Origin of the sequence: Micromonospora sp. NPDC049366 (assembly GCF_044466625.1) — a bacterium.
Taxonomy (GTDB): Bacteria; Actinomycetota; Actinomycetes; order Mycobacteriales; family Micromonosporaceae; genus Micromonospora.
Genome location: NZ_JBITMV010000006.1, coordinates 15982 through 33996 on the forward strand (window position 1 = coordinate 15982; position 18015 = coordinate 33996).

Below are 18015 nucleotides of genomic sequence, written 5' to 3' on the forward strand. Positions count from 1 at the left end.
AGACGAAAAGTGCCGGGAGTGCGCAACCTGACACAGGTCGAGGCGACCGAGCGGGCCCGACTGCTCGATGTGACCGGGTACGACATCAGTCTGGACCTGTCGACCGCCGTGCAGGCGGCCGAGGGCCGCACGTTCCGGTCCACGACGGAGGTGCGGTTCCGCTGCGCCGAGCCGGGGGCCACCACGTTCATCGAGGTCGCCGCCGAGTCGGTGCGTTCGGCGACGCTCAACGGCACGCCGGTGGACCTGACCGACTGGTCGGCGGAGAAGGGTCTCACGCTGTCCGATCTGGACAGCGAGAACACGCTGGTGGTGGACGCCGACTTCGGCTACTCCAACAGTGGTCAGGGGCTGCACCGCACGGTCGACCCGGTCGACGGTGAGACCTACCTCTACAGCCAGTTCGAGACGGCCGACGCCCAGCGGGTGTTCGCCTGCTTCGACCAGCCCGACCTGAAGAGCGAATACACCTGGCACGCCACGGTTCCGGACCACTGGCGGGTGGTCTCCAACATGCCGGTGGAGCGCGAGGAGCCGGCGGGTGAGGGCCTGAAGACCATCCACTTCGACCGGTCGGCGCGGATGAGCACCTACATCACCGCGCTCTGCGCCGGCCCGTACCACGAGGTGCGGGACAGCCACGACGGCATCGACCTGGGCGTCTACTGCCGGGCCTCGATGGCGCAGTACCTCGACGCGGACGACCTCTTCCTCATCACCAAGCAGGGCTTCGACTTCTTCCACGAGAAGTTCGGGGTGCGCTACCCGCTGCCCAAGTACGACCAGCTCTGGGTGCCCGACTTCAACGCCGGCGCGATGGAGAACTTCGGCTGCGTCACGCACGCCGAGTCGCACTACATCTTCCGGTCGCAGGTCACCGACTTCGAGTACGAGCAGCGCGCCAACACGATCCTGCATGAGCTGGCCCACATGTGGTTCGGCGATCTGGTGACCATGCGCTGGTGGAACGACCTGTGGCTCAACGAGTCGTTCGCCGAGTGGGCGAGCCACTGGTGCAACACCCACGCCACCCGCTTCGGCGACGCCTGGACGACGTTCCTGTCGATCCGCAAGAACTGGGGCTACCGGCAGGACCAGCTCTCCTCCACCCACCCGGTCTACTGCGAGATGCCGGACCTGGAGGCCGTCGAGGTCAACTTCGACGGCATCACGTACGCCAAGGGCGCGAGCGTGCTCAAGCAGCTCGTCGCGTACGTGGGTGAGGAGCCGTTCCTGGCGGGTCTGCGGGCCTACTTCGGCAAGCACGCGTGGGGCAACGCCACCTTCGACGACCTGCTCTCCGAGCTGGAGGCGGCCTCGGGTCGGGAGCTGCGCAAGTTCGCCGCGCAGTGGTTGGAGACCGCCCAGGTCAACACGCTGCGCCCGGAGGTGACCATCGGCGCGGACGGCAGCTACGCACAGGTCGTGGTCCGGCAGGAGGCGCCGTCCGGCTACCCGACGCTGCGTACCCACCGCATCGGGGTCGGCCTCTACGACCTGACCGACGGTCGGCTGGTCCGCCGGGAGCGGCTGGAGGTGGACGTGGCCGGGGACCGCACCGAGCTCACCGACCTCGTCGGCGTGCCGGCGGCCGACGTGCTGCTGCTCAACGACGACGACCTGACGTACGCGAAGCTGCGGCTCGACGAGCGGTCGCTGGCCACCGTGGTGCAGCACATCGCCGGCTTCGAGTCGTCGCTGGCGCGCGCGCTCTGCTGGACCGCCGCGTGGGACATGATCCGCGACGCCGAACTGTCCGCCCGCGACTACGTGGCGCTGGTGCTGGCCGGGCTGCCCGCCGAGAACGACATCAACCTGGTCACCGCGACTCTGCGGCAGGCCACCACCACGCTCACCCTCTACGCCGACCCGGCGTGGGCGCCGACGGGCTGGGCGGACCTGGCCCGCACCGCGAAGGCGGCGCTCGCCACCGCCGAGCCCGGCAGCGGCTTCCAGCTCGCCTGGGCGCGGGCGTACGCCTCGGCCGCCCGGTCCAGCGAGGACCTGGCGACCCTGCGCGGCTGGCTGGACGGCACGGGCGTGCCGTCCGGGCTGACCATCGACACCGAGCTGCGCTGGGGCGTGCTCGGCGCGCTGGTCGCCAACGGCGCGGCCGGCGCCGCCGAGGTGGACGCCGAACTGGCCGGGGACCGCACCGCGAGCGGCGAGCGCGAGGCGGCCTACGTGCACGCGCTGCTGCCGACCGCGGAGAACAAGGCGGCCGTCTGGGCCCAGCTGACCGGTGCGCAGGCGCTCCCGAACTGGCGGCACCGGGCGCTGCTGCAGGGCTTCGTGCACCCCACCCAGGTCGACCTGGTCGCTCCCTACCGGGAGAAGTACTTCGAGGCGGTCGGCCAGGTGTGGGCCAGCCGGGACAGCGAGCCGGCGCAGGAGTTCGCCCAGCTCGCCTACCCGGCCTACCAGGTGGACGACGACACCGTGGCGGCCACCGACGCCTGGCTGGCGCAGGAGGGGCACCCGGCGCCGCTGCGCCGGCTCGTGGCCGAGGGGCGCGACGGCGTGGTCCGCGCCCTGCGGGCCCGCGAGCGGGACGCCCGCACCGCCTGAGCAGGGGACGACCGGCCGGGGCCGGTGTGGGCGCGCGCCCACACCGGCCCCGGGCCGTCATGGTCGCGGAAGGAGGTGAACGTGCGCTGCACTACGACCTGCTCGGCACGGTGGGCCCGGACGATCCGGTCGAGGTGACCGAGCCGTGGCCGATTCGGCTCGATCCGGGTGCCTGGCCCCGCTGATCTGACGAGGAAGCCCGGTCCGCCTGCGGCGGACCGGGCTTCCTGGCGCGTACGGGGTCAGCCCCGGCCGGCGTGGCTGGCCAACTGGTCGAGGCCGTTGATGATGCCGCCGGTCAGGTCACCGCCGCCGAACGCCGCGACCATGGAGAGCGCGGCGAGCTTGGCGTACGTGTCCGGGATGCGCTTGCGCGCGTGCCGGCCGGTCACGACCTCCAGCTGCCGCTGGTTGGGCGACACCGCGATCAGCACCGAGCGGTCCGGGTCGGCGAGCTGACGGTGCAGCCGCTCGGCGTGCTCGCGGATCGGCTCGTCGAGGCCCCCGACGAAGACCGAGAACACCAGGCCGGTGCCCTGGTCGGCCAGGCGCAGCGCCTCGTCGATGCGCAGCAGCTGGCGGGTCGAGAACGGGCCGTCCAGCACCTCCGGCGGGTTGCCCGCGCGGAGGTGCGTCTCACCAACGGTCACTTGCGCCTCCGGTTCCACCGGCCGGCGCCTCCCGGCCGGCCAACTCCTGCTTGTGGGCGGTCAGCGCCGGCGCCTGCGCGCCCGCGGCCAGGGCGGCGCCGGCCGGGTCGGCCAGCTGCTCCGGCCGGGCCAGGAACCAGACCGGCGTGAAGTCGAAGGGCCGGCCCGGGCGGTAGCGCTTCGCGCCGCCGCCACCACCGCCACCACGGCTGGCCACGTACGCCAGGCCGCCGATCACCAGTACGGCTGCCGCCGGGATGCCGACGAAGACCAGCAACGTGTCGGTAACAGACAATCCCAACGCCCCCAGGCGGAAGAAGTGACCTCGGACAGCCAGGTCGGGTGGACAGGTTCAGGGCGTCGACCGCCCGACTCCGCTGCCATTCACGTTAGCGGAGTCGACGGCTCGCCAGATCGCGGGGTGGCGATCCCATCCGCCACTGGAGTTCTCCAGTTCCGCAGCGGTCGCGATCAGCCGCGCGTCGTCACCGTAGCGGCCGGTGAGGAGCACCCCGACCGGCATCCCGTCCGCCGTCACGCCGACCGGCAGCGAGACGGACGGCTCCCCCGTCACGTTGAAGATGGCGCAGTACGGCGAGAACCGACGTTGCCGGTCGAAATCCGCCTCCGGGTCGCCGTCGGCGGTGAACCAGCCGACCGGTGCCTGCGGCGCGGCGAGGGTGGGACAGAGCAGCAGGTCGCAGGTGGCCGTCCGGCGGGCGCCGAGGCGTACCTGCGCCTGGAGTTCGCCGAGCGTGGCGGCGAGGGTGCCGGCGGAGATCCCGGCGCCCCGGCCCCGGAGGAACCGGGTCAGCGGCAGCAGCTCGCTCTCCCGCTCGGGCGGGACGGGTGACAACGCCAGGACGTACCAGACGATCTCGAAGAGCGGCCACGTGGTGGGGCCGAGCGGCGGCGGCACCTCGACCACCTCGTGGCCGGCGGCGGCGAGCAGCGCGGCCGCCCGGTCGACGGCGGCCACGCAGTCCGGGTGGACCGGCTCGTCGGCGAGCATCGGGGCGGTGAACCGGCCGATCCGCAGCCGGCCCGGCGCGGCGGCGCGCGCGGCCGCGAGGTAGCCGCCGGGGGGCGCGGCGGGCGGCAGGTAGGGCTCGCCGGGCACCGGCTGGGCCAGCACGTCCAGCAGGGCGGCGACGTCGGTGACCGTACGCCCGACGGGCCCGTGGGTGGGCAGGCCGAACGCGCCGAATCCGACCGGGCCGCCGGAGACCAGGCCGCGGCTGGGCTTGTAGCCGACCAGGCCGCAGAGGGCCGCGGGGATGCGCAGCGAACCACCGCCGTCGGAGCCCTGCGCGACCGGGACCAGCCCGGCCGCGACGGCCGCCGCCGCGCCGCCGCTGGATCCACCGGCGGTGTACGCCAGGTTCCACGGGTTGCGGGCCGGCGGCGCGACCCGCCCCTCGGAGTAGAGCGAACACCCCAGCTCGGAGGTGGTGGTCTTGCCGAGGCTGACCAGGCCGGCCGCCTTCATGAAGCGGACCACGTCGGCGTCGACCGGTGGGACGAAGTCCACGAACGCGGCCGAGCCGAAGGTGGTCCGCACGCCGGCCGTGAGGGTGAGGTCCTTGATCGCGGTCGGGACGCCGTGCAGCGGGCCGCGCTGGTCGGACGGCACGGCGTCGGCCGCCTCGGCGGCCCGCGCGGCGAGCTCGGCGGTGACCGTCACGAACGCGCCGACCGTGTCGCCGAGCGCGGCCACCCGGTCGAGGTGGTGCGCGACCAGGTCGGCGCTGGACAGCTCGCCGCGGGCGATCGCGGCGGCCTGCTCCAGCGCGGTCAGGTCGTGCGGCTCGGCCATACCCTCATCCTGCCGGTCGACCAGCCACGACGCACCTCTCACGCGCCGGACCGCCGCCGGCCCACGCGTCCGGCCCGCAGGGCGGGACCGGACGGCGGCGGCGCCCGGAGGGCGCGGGACGGCGGCGGCCCGCTCAGCCGTACAGGAAGCGCAGCGCGTTGCGGGAGAGCAGCTTGTCCCGCTGATCGGTGGTGAGGAAGTCGGCCTTGCGGACCACCTGCCCGACCGGGCGCTCCCCCAGCGGGTACGGGTAGTCGCTGCCGAGCAGCACCCGGTCCTCCCCCACCGTGTCGACGAGCAGCCGCAACGCCGCCGGCTCGAAGACCACCGAGTCGACGTGGAAGCGGTCGACGTAGGAGCTGGGCGGCGCGGTGGACGCCCCCCGGACCAGGTCGCCCCGGCGGTGCCAGGCGTTGTCGGCGCGGCCCAGCCAGAACGGGAAGCTGCCGCCGCCGTGCGCGAAGCAGATCCGCAGCGAGGCCGGCACCCGGTCGAAGACGCCACCGAGGATCAGCGCCAGCACCGACAGGTGCGTCTCGGCGGGCATGCCGGTCAACCAGCGGGCCATCCACCGGTCCAGCCGGGGGCCGCCGGGCATGTCCCACGGGTGGACGAAGACCGGGGCGCCCACCCGCGCGCAGTGCTGGAGGAACTCGACCACACCCGCGTCGTCCAGGTCGCGATCGCCGACGTGGTTGCCGATCTCGACCCCGACGTGGCCGGCGTCGAGGCATCGGTCCAGCTCGGCGCAGGCCGCGTCCGGGTCCTGCAGGGGCACCTGGCAGAACGGCACCAGCCGGTCCCCGCCGGCCGCGGTGACCTCCAGCGTCAGGTCGTTGAAGATGCGGGCCACCTGCACCGCCTGCCGCGCCGGCCGGTCGTAGCTGAAGAAGACCGGGGTGGGCGAGACGACCTGCACGTCGACGCCGTCGGCGTCCATGTCGGCCAGCCGGGTGGGCGCGTCCCAGCACTCCGCGCCGATCGGCCGGAACTCGGTCGAACCGACCATGATCATGGCGGCGCGCTCGGAGTCGACCCGCAGCCAGGGCCAGCCGGACCCGCCGCACGCCGCGTCGAGGGCCGGCCAGCCCTTCGGTACGACGTGCGTGTGCACGTCCACCACCGGCGACCGCCGGCCGTCCGACCGCTCCCGCACCGGAGCCGGCATCAGCCCTTGCCCGGGTGCAGCGCGCCGCAGTCGGAGCAGGTACGCGCCTTCTCGTCGGCGTAGAACGCCTGGAAGACCGGCGGCAGGTCGGCGGCGATGTCGCGGACCTGGAGCTCCACCTCGTGCACCTTGTTGCCGCACTCCGCGCAGTACCACTGGAACTTCTCCAGCGTGCCCTCCTCGCGGACCCGCTCGATCACCATGCCGATCGAGCCGGCCTCGGGGCGCTGCGGCGAGTGCGGGGTGTTGCGGGGCAGCATCCACATCTGACCCTCGCGGATGTGGACCGTGCGCGGGCCCTCCGGGAGCATCAGGTTGACGTGCATGTTGCCCTTGACCTGGTAGAAGAACTCCTCGTACGGGTCGACGTGGAAGTCGGTGCGCTGGTTCGGCCCGCCGACGACCATCACGATGAAGTCGTCGCTGCCCGGCAGCATCTCCTTGTTGCCGACCGGCGGCTTGAGCAGGTGCTGATTGTCCGCGATCCAGCCCGGGAAGCTGAACGGCTCGGCGATCTCGCTCACGACTGACCTCCGGAGGGGTGAAGGGCCACGGCCTGCATCTCGATGAGCAGGTGGGGGTGCGGCAGTTGGTGCACGGCCACGGTGGTGCGGGTCGGGCCGGTGGCGTCGAAGAACTCCGCCCAGACCTCGTTGTAGCCACCGAAGTCGTTCATGTTGACCAGGTACGAGGTGACCTGGACCAGGTCGGACAGGTCGGCCCCGACCGAGCGCAGCAGGTCGCGGATGTTCTCGACGACGGCCCGGGTCTGCGCCCGGATGTCCAGGTCGGTGGTGCCGAACTCGTCGACCGCGACGCCGGCGAACGTGTTGTCGGGGCGGCGGGACGACGTACCGGAGACGAAGACGAAGCCACCGGCGACCTTGACGTGCGGGAAGGCACCGCGCGGCACGGCCTTGCCCGCGACGACGCGGGCGCTCACGACGCCCGGGTCGGCACCGTTCGACCCGCTCACGGCAGCGCCTTCAGCGACGCCGTACCGAGCTTCTCGACCACGGCACGCACGTGCGCGCCGGGCCGCAGCGGCACGGCGGCGGTGGCCGCGCCGGCGAGGAACACCCAGCCCTCGCGCAGCCGCACACCGTGCCGACCGGCCAGCCGGATGCCCTCGTCCAGGGCGCGGCGCGGGTCGCCGAGGATCGCCGCGGTCGAGCCGACCTGCGCCACCCGACCGTCGACCTCCAGCAGCACGCCGAGGTTCTCCAGCCCGTCCGGCACCGGCGACCAGGGCCCCACCACGAACGCGGCGGCGGAGGTGTTGTCGGCGATCACGTCGGGCAGCGAGAAGGTGAAGTCGGCGTACCGGGAGTCGATCAGCTCGATCGCGGGGGCGACGGCGCGGACCGCGTCGGTGAAGTCGCCGACCGGCTCGCCCGGCTCGGGCAGCCGGTCCAGCAGGAACGCCACCTCCGGCTCCACCCTCGGGTGGATGTACGCCCCGACGTCGACGCTGCCCCCGTCGGGCACCCGCATCGCGTCGGTGAGCCGGCCCCAGATGACCTCGTTCACCCCAACCTGGGCCATCTTCGCCCGGCTGGTCAGCCCCATCTTGAGGCCGACGAGCCGCTCACCCCGCGCGAGGCGGCGCTGGAGCAGGGCGGTCTGCACCGCGTACGCGGCATCCGCGTCCAGGCCCGTCTCGGCGGCGAGCTGGGCGATGGCGGTGGCGGTGTCCGCCGCCTCGCCGAGGCGCTCGGCGATGCCCGCGGTGTCCGGCCCGATCATGAGTTTCCCCCGCCCGCGAGGTCCAGCGCGACGTCGACGATCATGTCTTCCTGGCCGCCGACCATGCGGCGCCGGCCCAACTCCACGAGGATCGAGCGGACGTCAACGCCGTACCGGGCGGAGGCGCGCTCGGCGTGGCGCAGGAAGCTGGAGTAGACCCCGGCGTAGCCGAGCGAGAGCGTCTCCCGGTCCACCTGGACGGGCCGGTCCTGCAACGGGCGGACCAGGTCGTCGGCGGCGTCCATCAGCGCGAACACGTCGCAGCCGTGCTTCCAGCCGTGCAGCTCCGCGACCGCGACGAACACCTCCAGCGGGGCGTTGCCGGCGCCGGCGCCCATGCCGGCCAGCGACGCGTCCACCCGGACCGTCCGGCCGGCCGGCGAGCCGAGCGGGCCGTCCCCGACGATCCGGCCGTGCTCGACCGCGAGCACGCTGTTCGCCACGCCCAGCGACAGATTGTGGTGGGCGTGGATGCCGATCTGCGTGTGCGGGTCGAGCACCTGCCGGTACGCGTCGACCCGCTCGGCCACGTCGGACATCAGCAGCCGGCCGCCGGAGTCGGTGACGTAGACGCAGTGCGCCCCGTACGACTCCATCAGCTTGGCCTGGTCGGCCAGCCCGGCCGGGTCGTTCATGTGCGACATCATCAGGAACCCGGCGACGTCCATGCCGTTCTCGCGGGCCCAGGAGATGTGCTGCGCGGAGATGTCCGCCTCGGTGCAGTGGGTGGCGATCCGCACGCTGGTCACGCCGAGCGCCTTCGCGGCCTTCAGGTCGGCGATGGTGCCGATGCCGGGCAGCAGCAGGGTGGTCAGCCGCGCGGTCGTCAGGACCTCGGCCGCCGCCGCGATCCAGTCGGCGTCGCCGGCCGCGCCGTGCCCGTAGTTGACGCTGGACCCGGCCAGTCCGTCACCGTGCGCCACCTCGATCGCGGCCACCCCGGCGGCGTCCAGCGCGGCGGCGATCGACCGCACCTGGTCGACGGTGTAGCGGTGCGCGATGGCGTGCATGCCGTCGCGCAGCGTCACGTCCTGGATGTACAGGTCGGTCACGCGGTCACCTCCAGCGCGCCGGGCGCCGCCGACCGGAGGGCGACCAGCCGCTCCGCGGTCCGCAGCGCGGCCGAGGTCATGATGTCGAGGTTCCCGGCGTACGCGGGCAGGTAGTGCCCGGCGCCGGAGACCTCCAGGAAGACGGAGACCTGGAGGCCGACGAGGTGCCGACCCAGCGACGGCACGTACGTGTCGACCCGGTCGAACTGCACGTCCTGCTTGAGCCGGTAGCCCGGCACGTACTCCTGCACGGTGGCGACCATGTCCGCCACCGAGGCGGCGATGGCGGCCCGGTCGGCGTCGGCGTCGGGGCAGAGGCAGTAGACGGTGTCGCGCATCAGCAGCGGCGGGTCGGCCGGGTTGAGCACGATGATCGCCTTGCCGCGTTCGGCGCCGCCGACCACCTCGATGGCGCGGGCGGTGGTCTCGGTGAACTCGTCGATGTTCGCGCGGGTGCCCGGCCCGGCGGACTTCGAGGCGATCGAGGCGACGATCTCCCCGTACGCGACCGGGGTGACCCGGCCGACCGCGGCGACGATCGGCACGGTGGCCTGGCCGCCGCAGGTGACCATGTTGACGTTGGGCTCGTGCAGGTGTTCGTCGAGGTTGACCGGCGGCACGACGTACGGGCCGATCGCCGCCGGGGTCAGGTCGATCACCGTGCGGCCGTGCGCGCGCAGCACCTCGTCGTGCCGGCGGTGCGCGCCCGCCGAGGTGGCGTCGAAGACCAGCTCGACGTCGGCGAACTCGGGCATCGCCACGAGCCCGTCCACGCCCTCGGCGGTGGTCGCCACGCCGAGCCGCCGGGCCCGGGCCAGGCCGTCGGACGCCGGGTCGATGCCGGCCATCGCGACCATCCGCAGGCTGTCGCTCAGCCGCAGCACCTTGATCATCAGGTCGGTGCCGATGTTGCCGGAACCGATCACCGCCACACCGACGGTCACTGGGCCTCCTTGGAGAAACAGGTCCGCACCGAGCCGACACCGGAGATCCGGGCCTCGTACGCGGCGCCGGGGGTGACCGGCACCATCGGGCCGAGCGCGCCGGAGAGCACCACGTCCCCGGCCTTCAACGGGTCGCCGGAGCGGGCCAGGGTGCCGGCCAGCCACGCCAGCGCGTGCAGCGGGTTGCCGAGGCAGGCCGCCCCGGCGCCGACCGAGACCGGCTCACCGGCGTGCTCCAGGACCATCCCGCACAGCCGCAGGTCCACGTCCGCCACCCGGCGGGGCGTGGTGCCGAGCACGAACAGCCCGCTGGAGGCGTTGTCGGCGACGGTGTCCACGATGGAGATGTCCCAGTCGGCGATCCGCGAGTCGACGATCTCGATCGCCGGCAGCACGTGGTCGACCGCCCGGATCAGGTCGACGGTGGTGAGCAGCTCGTCGGGCAGGTCCGCGCCGAGCACGAAGGCGATCTCCGCCTCCACCCGCGGCTGGAGCAGCCGGTCGATCGGCACCTCGGCGCCGTCGGCGACCGCCATGACGTCGGTGAGGATCCCGAAGTCGGGCTGGAAGACCCCGAAGGCCTCCTGCACCGCCCGCGAGGTCAGCCCGATCTTCGCGCCCACCCGCCGCTCGCCACGCCCCTGCCAGGCCCGCGCCTGGAGCTGCTGCACCCGGTACGCCGCCTCGACGTCCCCCTCCGGCAGCAGCCGGCCGCGCAGCGGGGCGCACGGCTTCCCGCTGCTGCGCGCCTCGGCCAACTCCCGGTTCGCGGCCTCGACGTCGACGTTCACGCCGTCACCGTCCGACGACTCCGGGGTGCCCGGCCGGTGGTCCGCTTCCCGCGTACGCTCATGCCGCTCCTCGCCGCGCCCGTTCATGACAGGTCCACGCAGACGTTGGTGAGTTCGGAGTAGAAGTCCAGCGAGTGGATCCCGCCCTCGCGCCCGATCCCGGACGCCTTCACCCCGCCGAACGGGGTGCGCAGGTCGCGCAGGAACCAGGTGTTGACCCAGACTATGCCGGCGTCGAGCCGGGCACCGGCCCGGTGCGCCCGGCCCACGTCACGGGTCCACACCGTCGCCGCCAGCCCGTACTCGGTGCCGTTCGCCAGCGCGTACGCCTCCTCCTCGTCGTCGAAGGGGGCGACGTGGACGACGGGACCGAAGATCTCCTCGCGGTTGGTCCGGGCGTCCGGCCCGAGCCCGGTGAGCACGGTCGGCTGCACGTACGCGCCGCCGTCGCGGGCGTCACCGAAGCGCGGCGTGCCACCCCCGGTCAGCACCTCGGCGCCCTCGGCCCGGGCCAGCTCGTAGTGGCCGAGCACCTTGGCCCGGTGGCCGTGCGAGATCAGCGGCATGGTCGCGGTGGCCTCGTCGGTCGGCCACCCGTACGCCAGCTCGCCGGCCCGCTTCGCCAGCCGCGCGGTGAACTCCTCGAAGACCGGCCGCTGCACGTAGATGCGCTCGGTGCAGAGGCACACCTGACCGCCGTTGGTGAAGCTGGACCGGACCGAGCCGGCCACGGCGGCGTCCAGGTCGGTGTCGGCGAAGACCAGGCCGGCGTTCTTGCCGCCCAGCTCGAAGCTGACCGCCTTCACCCCGTCGGCGGCGGCGCGCATGATGGCGCTGCCGGTGGCCGACTCGCCGGTGAAGGTGATCGCGTCGACGCCGGGGTGCCGGGTGAGGAACTCGCCGGCCGAGTCCGGCCCGAAACCGTGCACCAGGTTGAACACCCCGTCCGGCACGCCGGCCGCGGCCATCACCTCGGCCAGCAGCGTCGCCGACGCCGGCGTCTCCTCGCTGGGCTTGACGACCACCGCGTTGCCGCACGCCAGCGCCGGCGCCACCTTCCAGGTGAGCAGCAGCAGCGGCAGGTTCCACGGCACGATCACGGCCACCACGCCGACCGGCTTGCGGACGGCGTAGTTGAGTGCCCGGCCGCCGGTCGGGGTGACCGTGGTGAAGGACTCGGTGGGCGCGGTCGCGACGATCTCGGCGAAGGCCCGGAAGTTCGCCGCGCCGCGCGGGATGTCCAGGGCGCGGGCCTGCGAGATCGACTTTCCGGTGTCGGCGACCTCGGCGGCGACCAGGTCGTCGAAGCGGCGCTCCAGCTCGTCGGCGACGCGGCGCAGCACCTCGGCCCGCTCCCGCTCCCCCATCCGGCCCCAGGGGCCGCGCAACGCGGCTCGGGCGGCGCCGACCGCGTCGTCCACACAGGACGCATCGGCCTCGGCCACCTCGAACACCGGCTCACCGGTCACCGGGCTGCGCTTGGTGAAGGTGCGGCCGGCGGCGACGAACTCACCGCCCACGAAGTTGCGCAGCAGGGGCGGGCCGTCGGGCGCCCGCCCGGTCATCAACCGGGGATCCCACCGCACCGTCATCGCCGCCTCCCTCGCACGGCCGCGCCGACCGCGCCGGCCACCAGGGCCGCCGCGCCCGCGACGACCACACCGAGCACCCGGTGCTGCCGGCGCACCCGGCGGCGCACCTCCGCGTACGGGGTGGTGGAGAACGACACCAGCTCGTACTGGGAGACGTACCGGCCGGGCAGGGCCCGCTCCAGCGCGTGTTCGACCCGCTTGCGGGCCTGGAACAGCGGCGACGCGACCTTGTCCCGCATCTCCACGAAGTTGGTCAGGGCCATTCGCGCGATCGCCTCGGCGTTGCCCTGCCGCCGCTGCTGGAACAGCGGCAGCGCCGCCGCCCAGTCGTCGGCGCACTCGTCCAGGCAGCGGTCCAGCTCCACCACGTCCTCGAAGGCGCAGTTCGCGCCCTGGCCGTAGAACGGCACGATGGCGTGCGCCGCGTCGCCGAGCAGGCCGACCCGCCCGTACACCTGCCAGGGCGTGCTGCGCACCGTGCCCAGCACGCCGACCGGGTTGTGCTGGTAGTCGTCCACCAGGTCGGGCGCGAGCGGGATCAGGTCCGGGTAGTGCTCGGCGAAGTGCCGCTCGATCGCCGCCGGGCTGCCCAGCGAGGCGAACGCCGCCGTGCCGTGGGTGGGCCAGAAGAGCGTGCAGGTGAAGGAGCGGTCCGGGTTCGGCAGGGCGATCATCATCGAGGTGCCGCGCGGCCAGATGTGCAGGGCGTCCGGGTCGAGCGCGAAGTCGCCGCCCAGCGGCGGGATGCTCAACTCCTTGTAGCCGTAGTCGAGGAAGTCCAGGCTCTCGGTGAGCAGCCCGTGACCGACCAACTGCCCGCGTACGGCCGAGCCGGCCCCGTCGGCGCCGAGCACCACCGTGGCGGTCTCGGTGACCTTGCCCTGCGGCGTCTCGAAGGTCATCTCCCCGGTGGCCGGGGCGAGCCCGACCAGCCGGTGATCGAACGCGATCCGCACGCCGGGCAGCTTCGACGCCGCGTCGAGCAGCGCGTTGTTCAGGGCGCCCCGGCTGATCGAGTTGATCGCCCGGTCGCCCGACGCGCTGTAGGACTGGAACTGCGGCTCCCCCGCCACCGGGTGGATCATCCGACCGCGCATCGGCAGCGCGTCGGCCATGACCTGCTCGTCCAGCCCGATGCGGCGCAGCGCGTCGAGGCCCCGCTCGGAGAGCGCCAGGTTGATCGATCGTCCCCGCTCGACCCGTCCGGTACGCGGGTCGGGCCGCCGCTCGTACAGTGCCACCCGGTAGCCGCGCCGAGCCAGGAAGCAGGCGGTCAGGCAGCCCGCCAGCCCGGCGCCGACGACGGCGATCTCCTCGTGTTCGGTGCTCATGAGGCGGCCTCCACCGTCGCGGCCAGCGCGTCGGCGACCCGCCAGCAGTCGTGGTACGTCGAGTACAGGGGCACCGGCGCGAACCGGACGATGTCCGGCTCCCGGGCGTCGGCGATCACACCGTGCTCATGCCGCAGCCGCTTCGTCAACTCGTTGGCGCTGCCCACCCCGATCCGTACGGAGAGCTGGCAGCCGCGCCGCCGCGGGTCGCGCGGGGTGACCACGGTCAGCGGCCGGTCGGCCGTCACCTCGTCGAGGAGCCGCTCCAGGTAGCCGGTGAGCCGCACGCTGCGCTCCCGCAGCGCCGGCATGCCCACCCGGTCGAAGAGCTCCAGCGAGGTCCGCACCGGGCCCATCGCGAAGATCGGCGGATTGCTGATCTGCCATGCCTCCACAGTGGCCGGTGGCCGGGAGGTCGGCGTCATCTCGAAGCGCGTCGCGGCCTCGGTGCTCCACCAGCCCTCGAAGCGGGGCAACCCCGGGTCGCCGACGTGCCGCTCGTGCACGAAGACGCCGGCCAGCGCGCCGGGACCGGAGTTCAGGTACTTGTAGGAGCACCAGGCGGCGAAGTCCACGTCCCAGTCGTGCAGGGACAGGGGAACGTTGCCGGCGGCGTGCGCGAGGTCCCAGCCGACCACCGCGCCCGCGGCCCGGCCGGCGGCCGTGATCGCGGGAATGTCCATCAACTCGCCGGTGAGGTAGTTGACCCCGCCCAGCAGCACCAGCGCCACGGTGTCGCCCTCGGCGGCCAGGAAGTCGCACACGTCGGAGGTGCGCAGCGTGTCCTCACCCGGGCGGGGGCGCAGCCGGACCACCGTGCTGTCCGGGTCGAGGCCGTGGAAGCGGGCCTGGCTGCGGACGGCGTAGCTGTCCGAGGGGAAGGCGCTGTCCTCGATGACGATCCGCGTCCGCCGGCCCTGCGGGCGGTAGAAGCTGACCATCAGCAGGTGCAGGTTGACCGTGAGCGAGTTCATCACCACGGTCTCCGCCGGCAGGGCGCCGACCAGTCGCGCGGCGGGCGCAGTGAGCATCTCGTGGTACGGCAGCCAGGGGCGTTCGGCCTCCAGGTGCCCCTCGACACCGAGGTGGCCCCAGGCGTCCAGGTCGGCGAGGAGTTCGTCCCGGGTGGCCCGGGGCTGCAGTCCGAGGGAGTTGCCGGCCAGGTAAGCGGCCTCGGCGTACCGGCCGCCGTCGGCGGGCGGCACGAGGAAGAGGTGGCGGTGCCCGGGGTCGTCGGCGTCCAGCCGGTGCGCCTCGGCCTCTGCGGCGGCAAGGCGTGACGGTACGGGGTGGGGGGCGTTCATCGGGGTGTCTCGCTCTCCGGTCACATGCTGGTGCGGGCCGACCACAGCTCCGGGAAGACCACCCGGGCCATGCTGCGCTGCAACCAGGCCAGCCCGGCGGACCCGCCGCTGCCGACCTTGGCGCCCATCGTCCGCTGCACCGCCTTGACATGCTGCCACCGCCAGTCGCCGAACTGCTCGGCGACCTCGGTGAGCGCCTCACCGAGCAGGCGCAGGTGGTTGTCCGGCCCGTTGTCGGCGTAGATCTCCACCCAGGCCGCCTCGACGTGCGGGTCCGCCTGGTGTTCGACGGCGACGTCCCGTTCCAGCAGCGCGGCGGGCAGGTCGAAGCCGTGGCGGGCGAGCAGGGCGATCACGTCGTCCCAGAGGCTCGGCGCGGCCAACGTGGCCGTCAGCTCCGCGTGGACCTCGGTCTGCCGACGGAACGGCCGGATCAGCGCCGGGTCGCGGAGACCGAGCACGAACTCCAGGTGGCGGTACATCGCGGACTGGAAGCCGGATCCCTCGCCGAGCAGGTTGCGGAAGCGGTTGAAGTCGGCCGGCGTCATCCAGCGCAGGCCCCGCCAGGCGGCGTTGAGCCCTTCCAGGTGCAGCCCGGCACGGCGCAGCGGCGCCAGCGCGTCCCACACCCGGTCCTCGCGGATCAGCCGCTGCGCCTCGCGCAGCTCGAACCGGGTCAGCCCGAAGTACAGCTCCATGATCTGGCTGACCATCAGGAAGGACATCTCGCCGGGGTCGTCGCTGAGTGTCTGCTGCAACCCGTGCAGGGTGCTGGCGTGGGTGTACACGTCGTAGGGCACCCGCTCGGCGAACTCCAGCGTGGGCTCGCCACCGTTGCGCGCGGCCGTGGCCGCCCGCTGTCTGGGCGTGACCGGCCGCACCGCCACGGTCGGCGTACGCTCCCGCAGCTCCGTCTGTTCCACCGTCGTCTCCTCCATGAACCCGATCACGCCAATGATGGTCCGACCGGACGCGCGTACGGAATGCCGGATCAACGGCTCTGCGGCGTACCGACCTGCCGCCCATAAGGCGCGAGGGCGGTTCGGGTTCAGGAAAGTAAGGTGGCCCCGTGGACGACATGGACTGGGCGCTGCTGCGGGAGTTGCAGGCCGACGCGCGCCTCTCCTTCAGCGAGCTCTCCCGCCGGGTGCACCTCTCCCCGCCGGCGGTGGCCGAGCGCGTACGCCGACTGGAGGAGTCCGGCGTCATCACCGGCTACCACGCCCGGGTGGACCTGAGCCGGGCCGGCCGCAGCGTGGTGGCCCTGATCCGCATGTCCTGCTACGGATCGCGCTGCATCCTGCGCGATCCCGAGGTGGCCGACTGGCCGGAGATCCTGGAGATCCACCGGATCACCGGTGACGCGTGCAGCATGCTCAAGGTGGCGGCCGGCTCGATCGACGAGTTCGAGGGGGTCATCGACCGCCTCGCCCCGTACGGCCAGCCGTCGAGCACGATGGTGCTCTCCACCCCGCTGGACTGGCACCCGATCACCCCGCTCCCGCCGAGCCCCGGCCCGGACGCCACCGCTGCCGGCGGCCGGCGCCGCTGAGCCCGCCCGAGCCGCCGCCGGGTTAGCCGGCAGAGCAGGGGGAATGCACCGCGGGTCGCCCCAGCAGGACCGGTACACCGGTGCCGGGAGGGAGGATCATGCGGGGTCTGCGACCGGACGGTGGCGTGTTTCCCGCCCCGTCGACCATCATCAGGCTGCTCTGGGCGTTCGCCCTGATCGCGGCGTTCGTCCTGGTCGGCGCGGCGCCCGCGCGGGCGGGCGAGAACACCTTCGTCGAGGTGACGCCGAACAGCGTCCAGGCCGGCAGCCGGATCCACATCCGCGCCGGCTGCGACAACGACAACAACCGCGAGGCCGAGGTCACCTCGGACGCCTTCAACCGGGTGTTCCTCCGGCCGGACAACGGCTTCCTGACCGGCTCGGCGACCGTGCCCAGCGACCGGGCTCCCGGGGACTATCCGGTCAACCTCCGCTGCAAGAACGGGAACACCGCCACCACCACGCTCACCGTGCTGAACATGGCGCAGCCCAGCAAGGGCCCGGCCACCGGCGGCGGTGGCACCGCGATGGGCCGGGGCACCGGCTCCCTGCTGCTGATCGGCGGGGTGGCGGCCGTGGCCGCCGCGGTGGCGCTCGGTATGGCGGGCAGCCGCCGACGGACCGGGCCGGGATCCTGACCCGGGGGCGTCATGGCCCGCTCACCCGCACACCGCAGGCGTCCGGACCCGAGGCGGTTCCGGGCGGTGACCCGGTCGGCCCTGCGCGCGTCCGGTCGGCTAGTGGTCCGCACGTCGGGCCGGCTGCGACTGGTCGCCCGGCACGCGGTCACGGCCGGCGTGCCGACCACCGACCCGGAGGCGCCGCCGCTGCGGCCCCAGCCGGCCGCCCGGGTCGCGCCCACCCGCCGATCCCACCGCCGCGGCGGCCCCGGCGTGCCGGTGCTGGTGATCGCGTCGCTCATGGTGCTGATCGTGGCGATGCTCGGCGTCGAGCGGGTCACCGGGCTCAACGTCCTGCCGGACCAGATCAGCGCCGGGCTCCGGCCGCCGCCGAAGAAGTTCCCGGTGCTGCCGGCGAGCCAACCGGTGGCGCTCACCATCCCGTCGATCGACGTACGGGCACCGGTGCACAACGTCGGCATCGCCGCGGACGGCACCATCGGCGTCCCCGACGCGTCCCGGGCGCAGGAGGCCGGCTGGTACGACCAGGGCCCCACCCCCGGCCAGTACGGACCGGCGGTGATCGTCGGCCACGTGGACACCACCACCGGACCGGCCGTCTTCCACGAGTTGAAGGGGCTGCGCACCGGTGACCGGGTGGACGTACGCCGGTCCGACGGCACGGTGGCGGTCTTCGAGGTGACCTCGGTCGAGCGGTTCGACAAGGAGGAGCTGCCCGTGGACGAGGTGTTCGGCGACTTCAGCCGCCCCAACCTGCGACTGATCACCTGCGGCGGCCGGTGGGTCGGCGGGGAGACCGGCTACGCGGACAACGTGGTCGTCTTCGCCTCGCTCGTGAAGGCACGCCGGACGTGACGGCG

Annotated in this window: 19 protein-coding genes; 5 read left to right on the forward strand and 14 right to left on the reverse strand. The window is 73.3% G+C overall.

What is annotated here, in order from left to right:
• The first annotated feature begins 18 nt into the window (after positions 1–18).
• Positions 19–2568, forward strand: a complete 2550-nt coding sequence (gene pepN, locus ACIBTV_RS10770; protein WP_396703797.1) for an aminopeptidase N — start codon at positions 19–21, stop codon at positions 2566–2568.
• A 59-nt stretch (positions 2569–2627) separates the two neighbouring features.
• A complete protein-coding gene (locus tag ACIBTV_RS10775) occupies positions 2628–2753 on the forward strand; it encodes a hypothetical protein (protein WP_396703798.1) in 126 nt (41 codons plus the stop codon).
• A 57-nt stretch (positions 2754–2810) separates the two neighbouring features.
• Here ACIBTV_RS10775 and ACIBTV_RS10780 read toward each other — a convergent pair whose 3' ends face one another.
• The 14 genes from ACIBTV_RS10780 to ACIBTV_RS10845 all read right to left on the reverse strand — a co-directional run bounded on the left by ACIBTV_RS10780 (position 2811) and on the right by ACIBTV_RS10845 (position 15885).
• Positions 2811–3218 (reverse strand): DUF5130 family protein, encoded by a 408-nt coding sequence (locus ACIBTV_RS10780; RefSeq protein ID WP_396703799.1) that lies wholly within the window; start codon positions 3216–3218, stop codon positions 2811–2813.
• Positions 3205–3495, reverse strand: a complete 291-nt coding sequence (locus ACIBTV_RS10785) for a hypothetical protein (protein ID WP_091595806.1) — start codon at positions 3493–3495, stop codon at positions 3205–3207. The genes ACIBTV_RS10780 and ACIBTV_RS10785 overlap by 14 nt, the downstream gene beginning before the upstream one ends.
• 75 nt (positions 3496–3570) lie before the next feature.
• The gene (locus ACIBTV_RS10790; RefSeq protein WP_396703801.1) at positions 3571–5034 is read right to left on the reverse strand and encodes an amidase; all 1464 of its coding nucleotides are present in this window, start codon (positions 5032–5034) and stop codon (positions 3571–3573) included.
• Positions 5035–5167: 133 nt separating this feature from the next.
• Positions 5168–6202, reverse strand: a complete 1035-nt coding sequence (locus ACIBTV_RS10795; RefSeq protein ID WP_396703802.1) for an amidohydrolase family protein — start codon at positions 6200–6202, stop codon at positions 5168–5170.
• Positions 6202–6726: a 3-hydroxyanthranilate 3,4-dioxygenase gene (locus ACIBTV_RS10800; RefSeq protein WP_396703803.1), complete on the reverse strand. Its 525-nt coding sequence runs from the start codon at positions 6724–6726 to the stop codon at positions 6202–6204. The genes ACIBTV_RS10795 and ACIBTV_RS10800 overlap by 1 nt, the downstream gene beginning before the upstream one ends.
• Positions 6723–7178, reverse strand: coding sequence for a RidA family protein (locus tag ACIBTV_RS10805; protein ID WP_396703804.1), 456 nt, complete (start codon positions 7176–7178; stop codon positions 6723–6725). The genes ACIBTV_RS10800 and ACIBTV_RS10805 overlap by 4 nt, the downstream gene beginning before the upstream one ends.
• Entirely contained in the window at positions 7175–7948 is a 774-nt protein-coding gene (locus ACIBTV_RS10810; RefSeq protein WP_396703805.1) for a 2-keto-4-pentenoate hydratase, read from the reverse strand. Before ACIBTV_RS10810 ends, ACIBTV_RS10805 begins: the two co-directional genes overlap by 4 nt.
• A complete protein-coding gene (gene dmpG, locus ACIBTV_RS10815) occupies positions 7945–9000 on the reverse strand; it encodes a 4-hydroxy-2-oxovalerate aldolase (RefSeq protein ID WP_396703807.1) in 1056 nt (351 codons plus the stop codon). The genes ACIBTV_RS10810 and dmpG overlap by 4 nt, the downstream gene beginning before the upstream one ends.
• Positions 8997–9944, reverse strand: coding sequence for an acetaldehyde dehydrogenase (acetylating) (locus ACIBTV_RS10820; RefSeq protein WP_396703808.1), 948 nt, complete (start codon positions 9942–9944; stop codon positions 8997–8999). The genes dmpG and ACIBTV_RS10820 overlap by 4 nt, the downstream gene beginning before the upstream one ends.
• Entirely contained in the window at positions 9941–10735 is a 795-nt protein-coding gene (locus tag ACIBTV_RS10825; RefSeq protein WP_396704012.1) for a 2-keto-4-pentenoate hydratase, read from the reverse strand. The genes ACIBTV_RS10820 and ACIBTV_RS10825 overlap by 4 nt, the downstream gene beginning before the upstream one ends.
• 83 nt (positions 10736–10818) lie before the next feature.
• Positions 10819–12300 carry a 2-hydroxymuconic semialdehyde dehydrogenase gene (locus ACIBTV_RS10830; protein WP_396704013.1) on the reverse strand — a complete coding sequence of 494 codons (1482 nt, stop codon included), beginning with the start codon at positions 12298–12300 and terminating at the stop codon, positions 10819–10821.
• Between the two features lie 23 nt (positions 12301–12323).
• Positions 12324–13658 carry an FAD-dependent oxidoreductase gene (locus tag ACIBTV_RS10835; RefSeq protein WP_396703809.1) on the reverse strand — a complete coding sequence of 445 codons (1335 nt, stop codon included), beginning with the start codon at positions 13656–13658 and terminating at the stop codon, positions 12324–12326.
• Positions 13655–14962 (reverse strand): kynureninase, encoded by a 1308-nt coding sequence (kynU, locus tag ACIBTV_RS10840; protein ID WP_396703810.1) that lies wholly within the window; start codon positions 14960–14962, stop codon positions 13655–13657. The genes ACIBTV_RS10835 and kynU overlap by 4 nt, the downstream gene beginning before the upstream one ends.
• Before the next feature lie 20 nt (positions 14963–14982).
• Positions 14983–15885 (reverse strand): tryptophan 2,3-dioxygenase, encoded by a 903-nt coding sequence (locus ACIBTV_RS10845; RefSeq protein WP_396704014.1) that lies wholly within the window; start codon positions 15883–15885, stop codon positions 14983–14985.
• Between the two features lie 146 nt (positions 15886–16031).
• On the opposite strand from ACIBTV_RS10845, the gene ACIBTV_RS10850 reads away from it, so the two are divergent.
• From ACIBTV_RS10850 to ACIBTV_RS10860, 3 genes are all read left to right on the forward strand, one after another.
• Positions 16032–16514: an Lrp/AsnC family transcriptional regulator gene (locus ACIBTV_RS10850; RefSeq protein ID WP_396703811.1), complete on the forward strand. Its 483-nt coding sequence runs from the start codon at positions 16032–16034 to the stop codon at positions 16512–16514.
• A 98-nt stretch (positions 16515–16612) separates the two neighbouring features.
• The gene (locus ACIBTV_RS10855) at positions 16613–17152 is read left to right on the forward strand and encodes a hypothetical protein (RefSeq protein WP_396703812.1); all 540 of its coding nucleotides are present in this window, start codon (positions 16613–16615) and stop codon (positions 17150–17152) included.
• An 81-nt stretch (positions 17153–17233) separates the two neighbouring features.
• A complete protein-coding gene (locus ACIBTV_RS10860) occupies positions 17234–18010 on the forward strand; it encodes a class F sortase (protein WP_396704015.1) in 777 nt (258 codons plus the stop codon).
• Positions 18011–18015 lie beyond the last annotated feature (5 nt).

Excerpts from the sequence above, each read along its gene's own strand:
- ACIBTV_RS10775 (WP_396703798.1), top strand. The coding sequence starts at position 2,628 with ATGGTCGCGGAAGGAGGTGAACGTGCGCTGCACTACGACCTGCTCGGC.
- ACIBTV_RS10790 (WP_396703801.1), bottom strand. The coding sequence starts at position 5,034 with ATGGCCGAGCCGCACGACCTGACCGCGCTGGAGCAGGCCGCCGCGATC.
- ACIBTV_RS10795 (WP_396703802.1), bottom strand. The coding sequence starts at position 6,202 with ATGCCGGCTCCGGTGCGGGAGCGGTCGGACGGCCGGCGGTCGCCGGTG.
- ACIBTV_RS10810 (WP_396703805.1), bottom strand. The coding sequence starts at position 7,948 with ATGATCGGGCCGGACACCGCGGGCATCGCCGAGCGCCTCGGCGAGGCG.
- ACIBTV_RS10830 (WP_396704013.1), bottom strand. The coding sequence starts at position 12,300 with ATGACCGGGCGGGCGCCCGACGGCCCGCCCCTGCTGCGCAACTTCGTG.
- ACIBTV_RS10835 (WP_396703809.1), bottom strand. The coding sequence starts at position 13,658 with ATGAGCACCGAACACGAGGAGATCGCCGTCGTCGGCGCCGGGCTGGCG.
- kynU (WP_396703810.1), bottom strand. The coding sequence starts at position 14,962 with ATGAACGCCCCCCACCCCGTACCGTCACGCCTTGCCGCCGCAGAGGCC.
- ACIBTV_RS10855 (WP_396703812.1), top strand. The coding sequence starts at position 16,613 with ATGCGGGGTCTGCGACCGGACGGTGGCGTGTTTCCCGCCCCGTCGACC.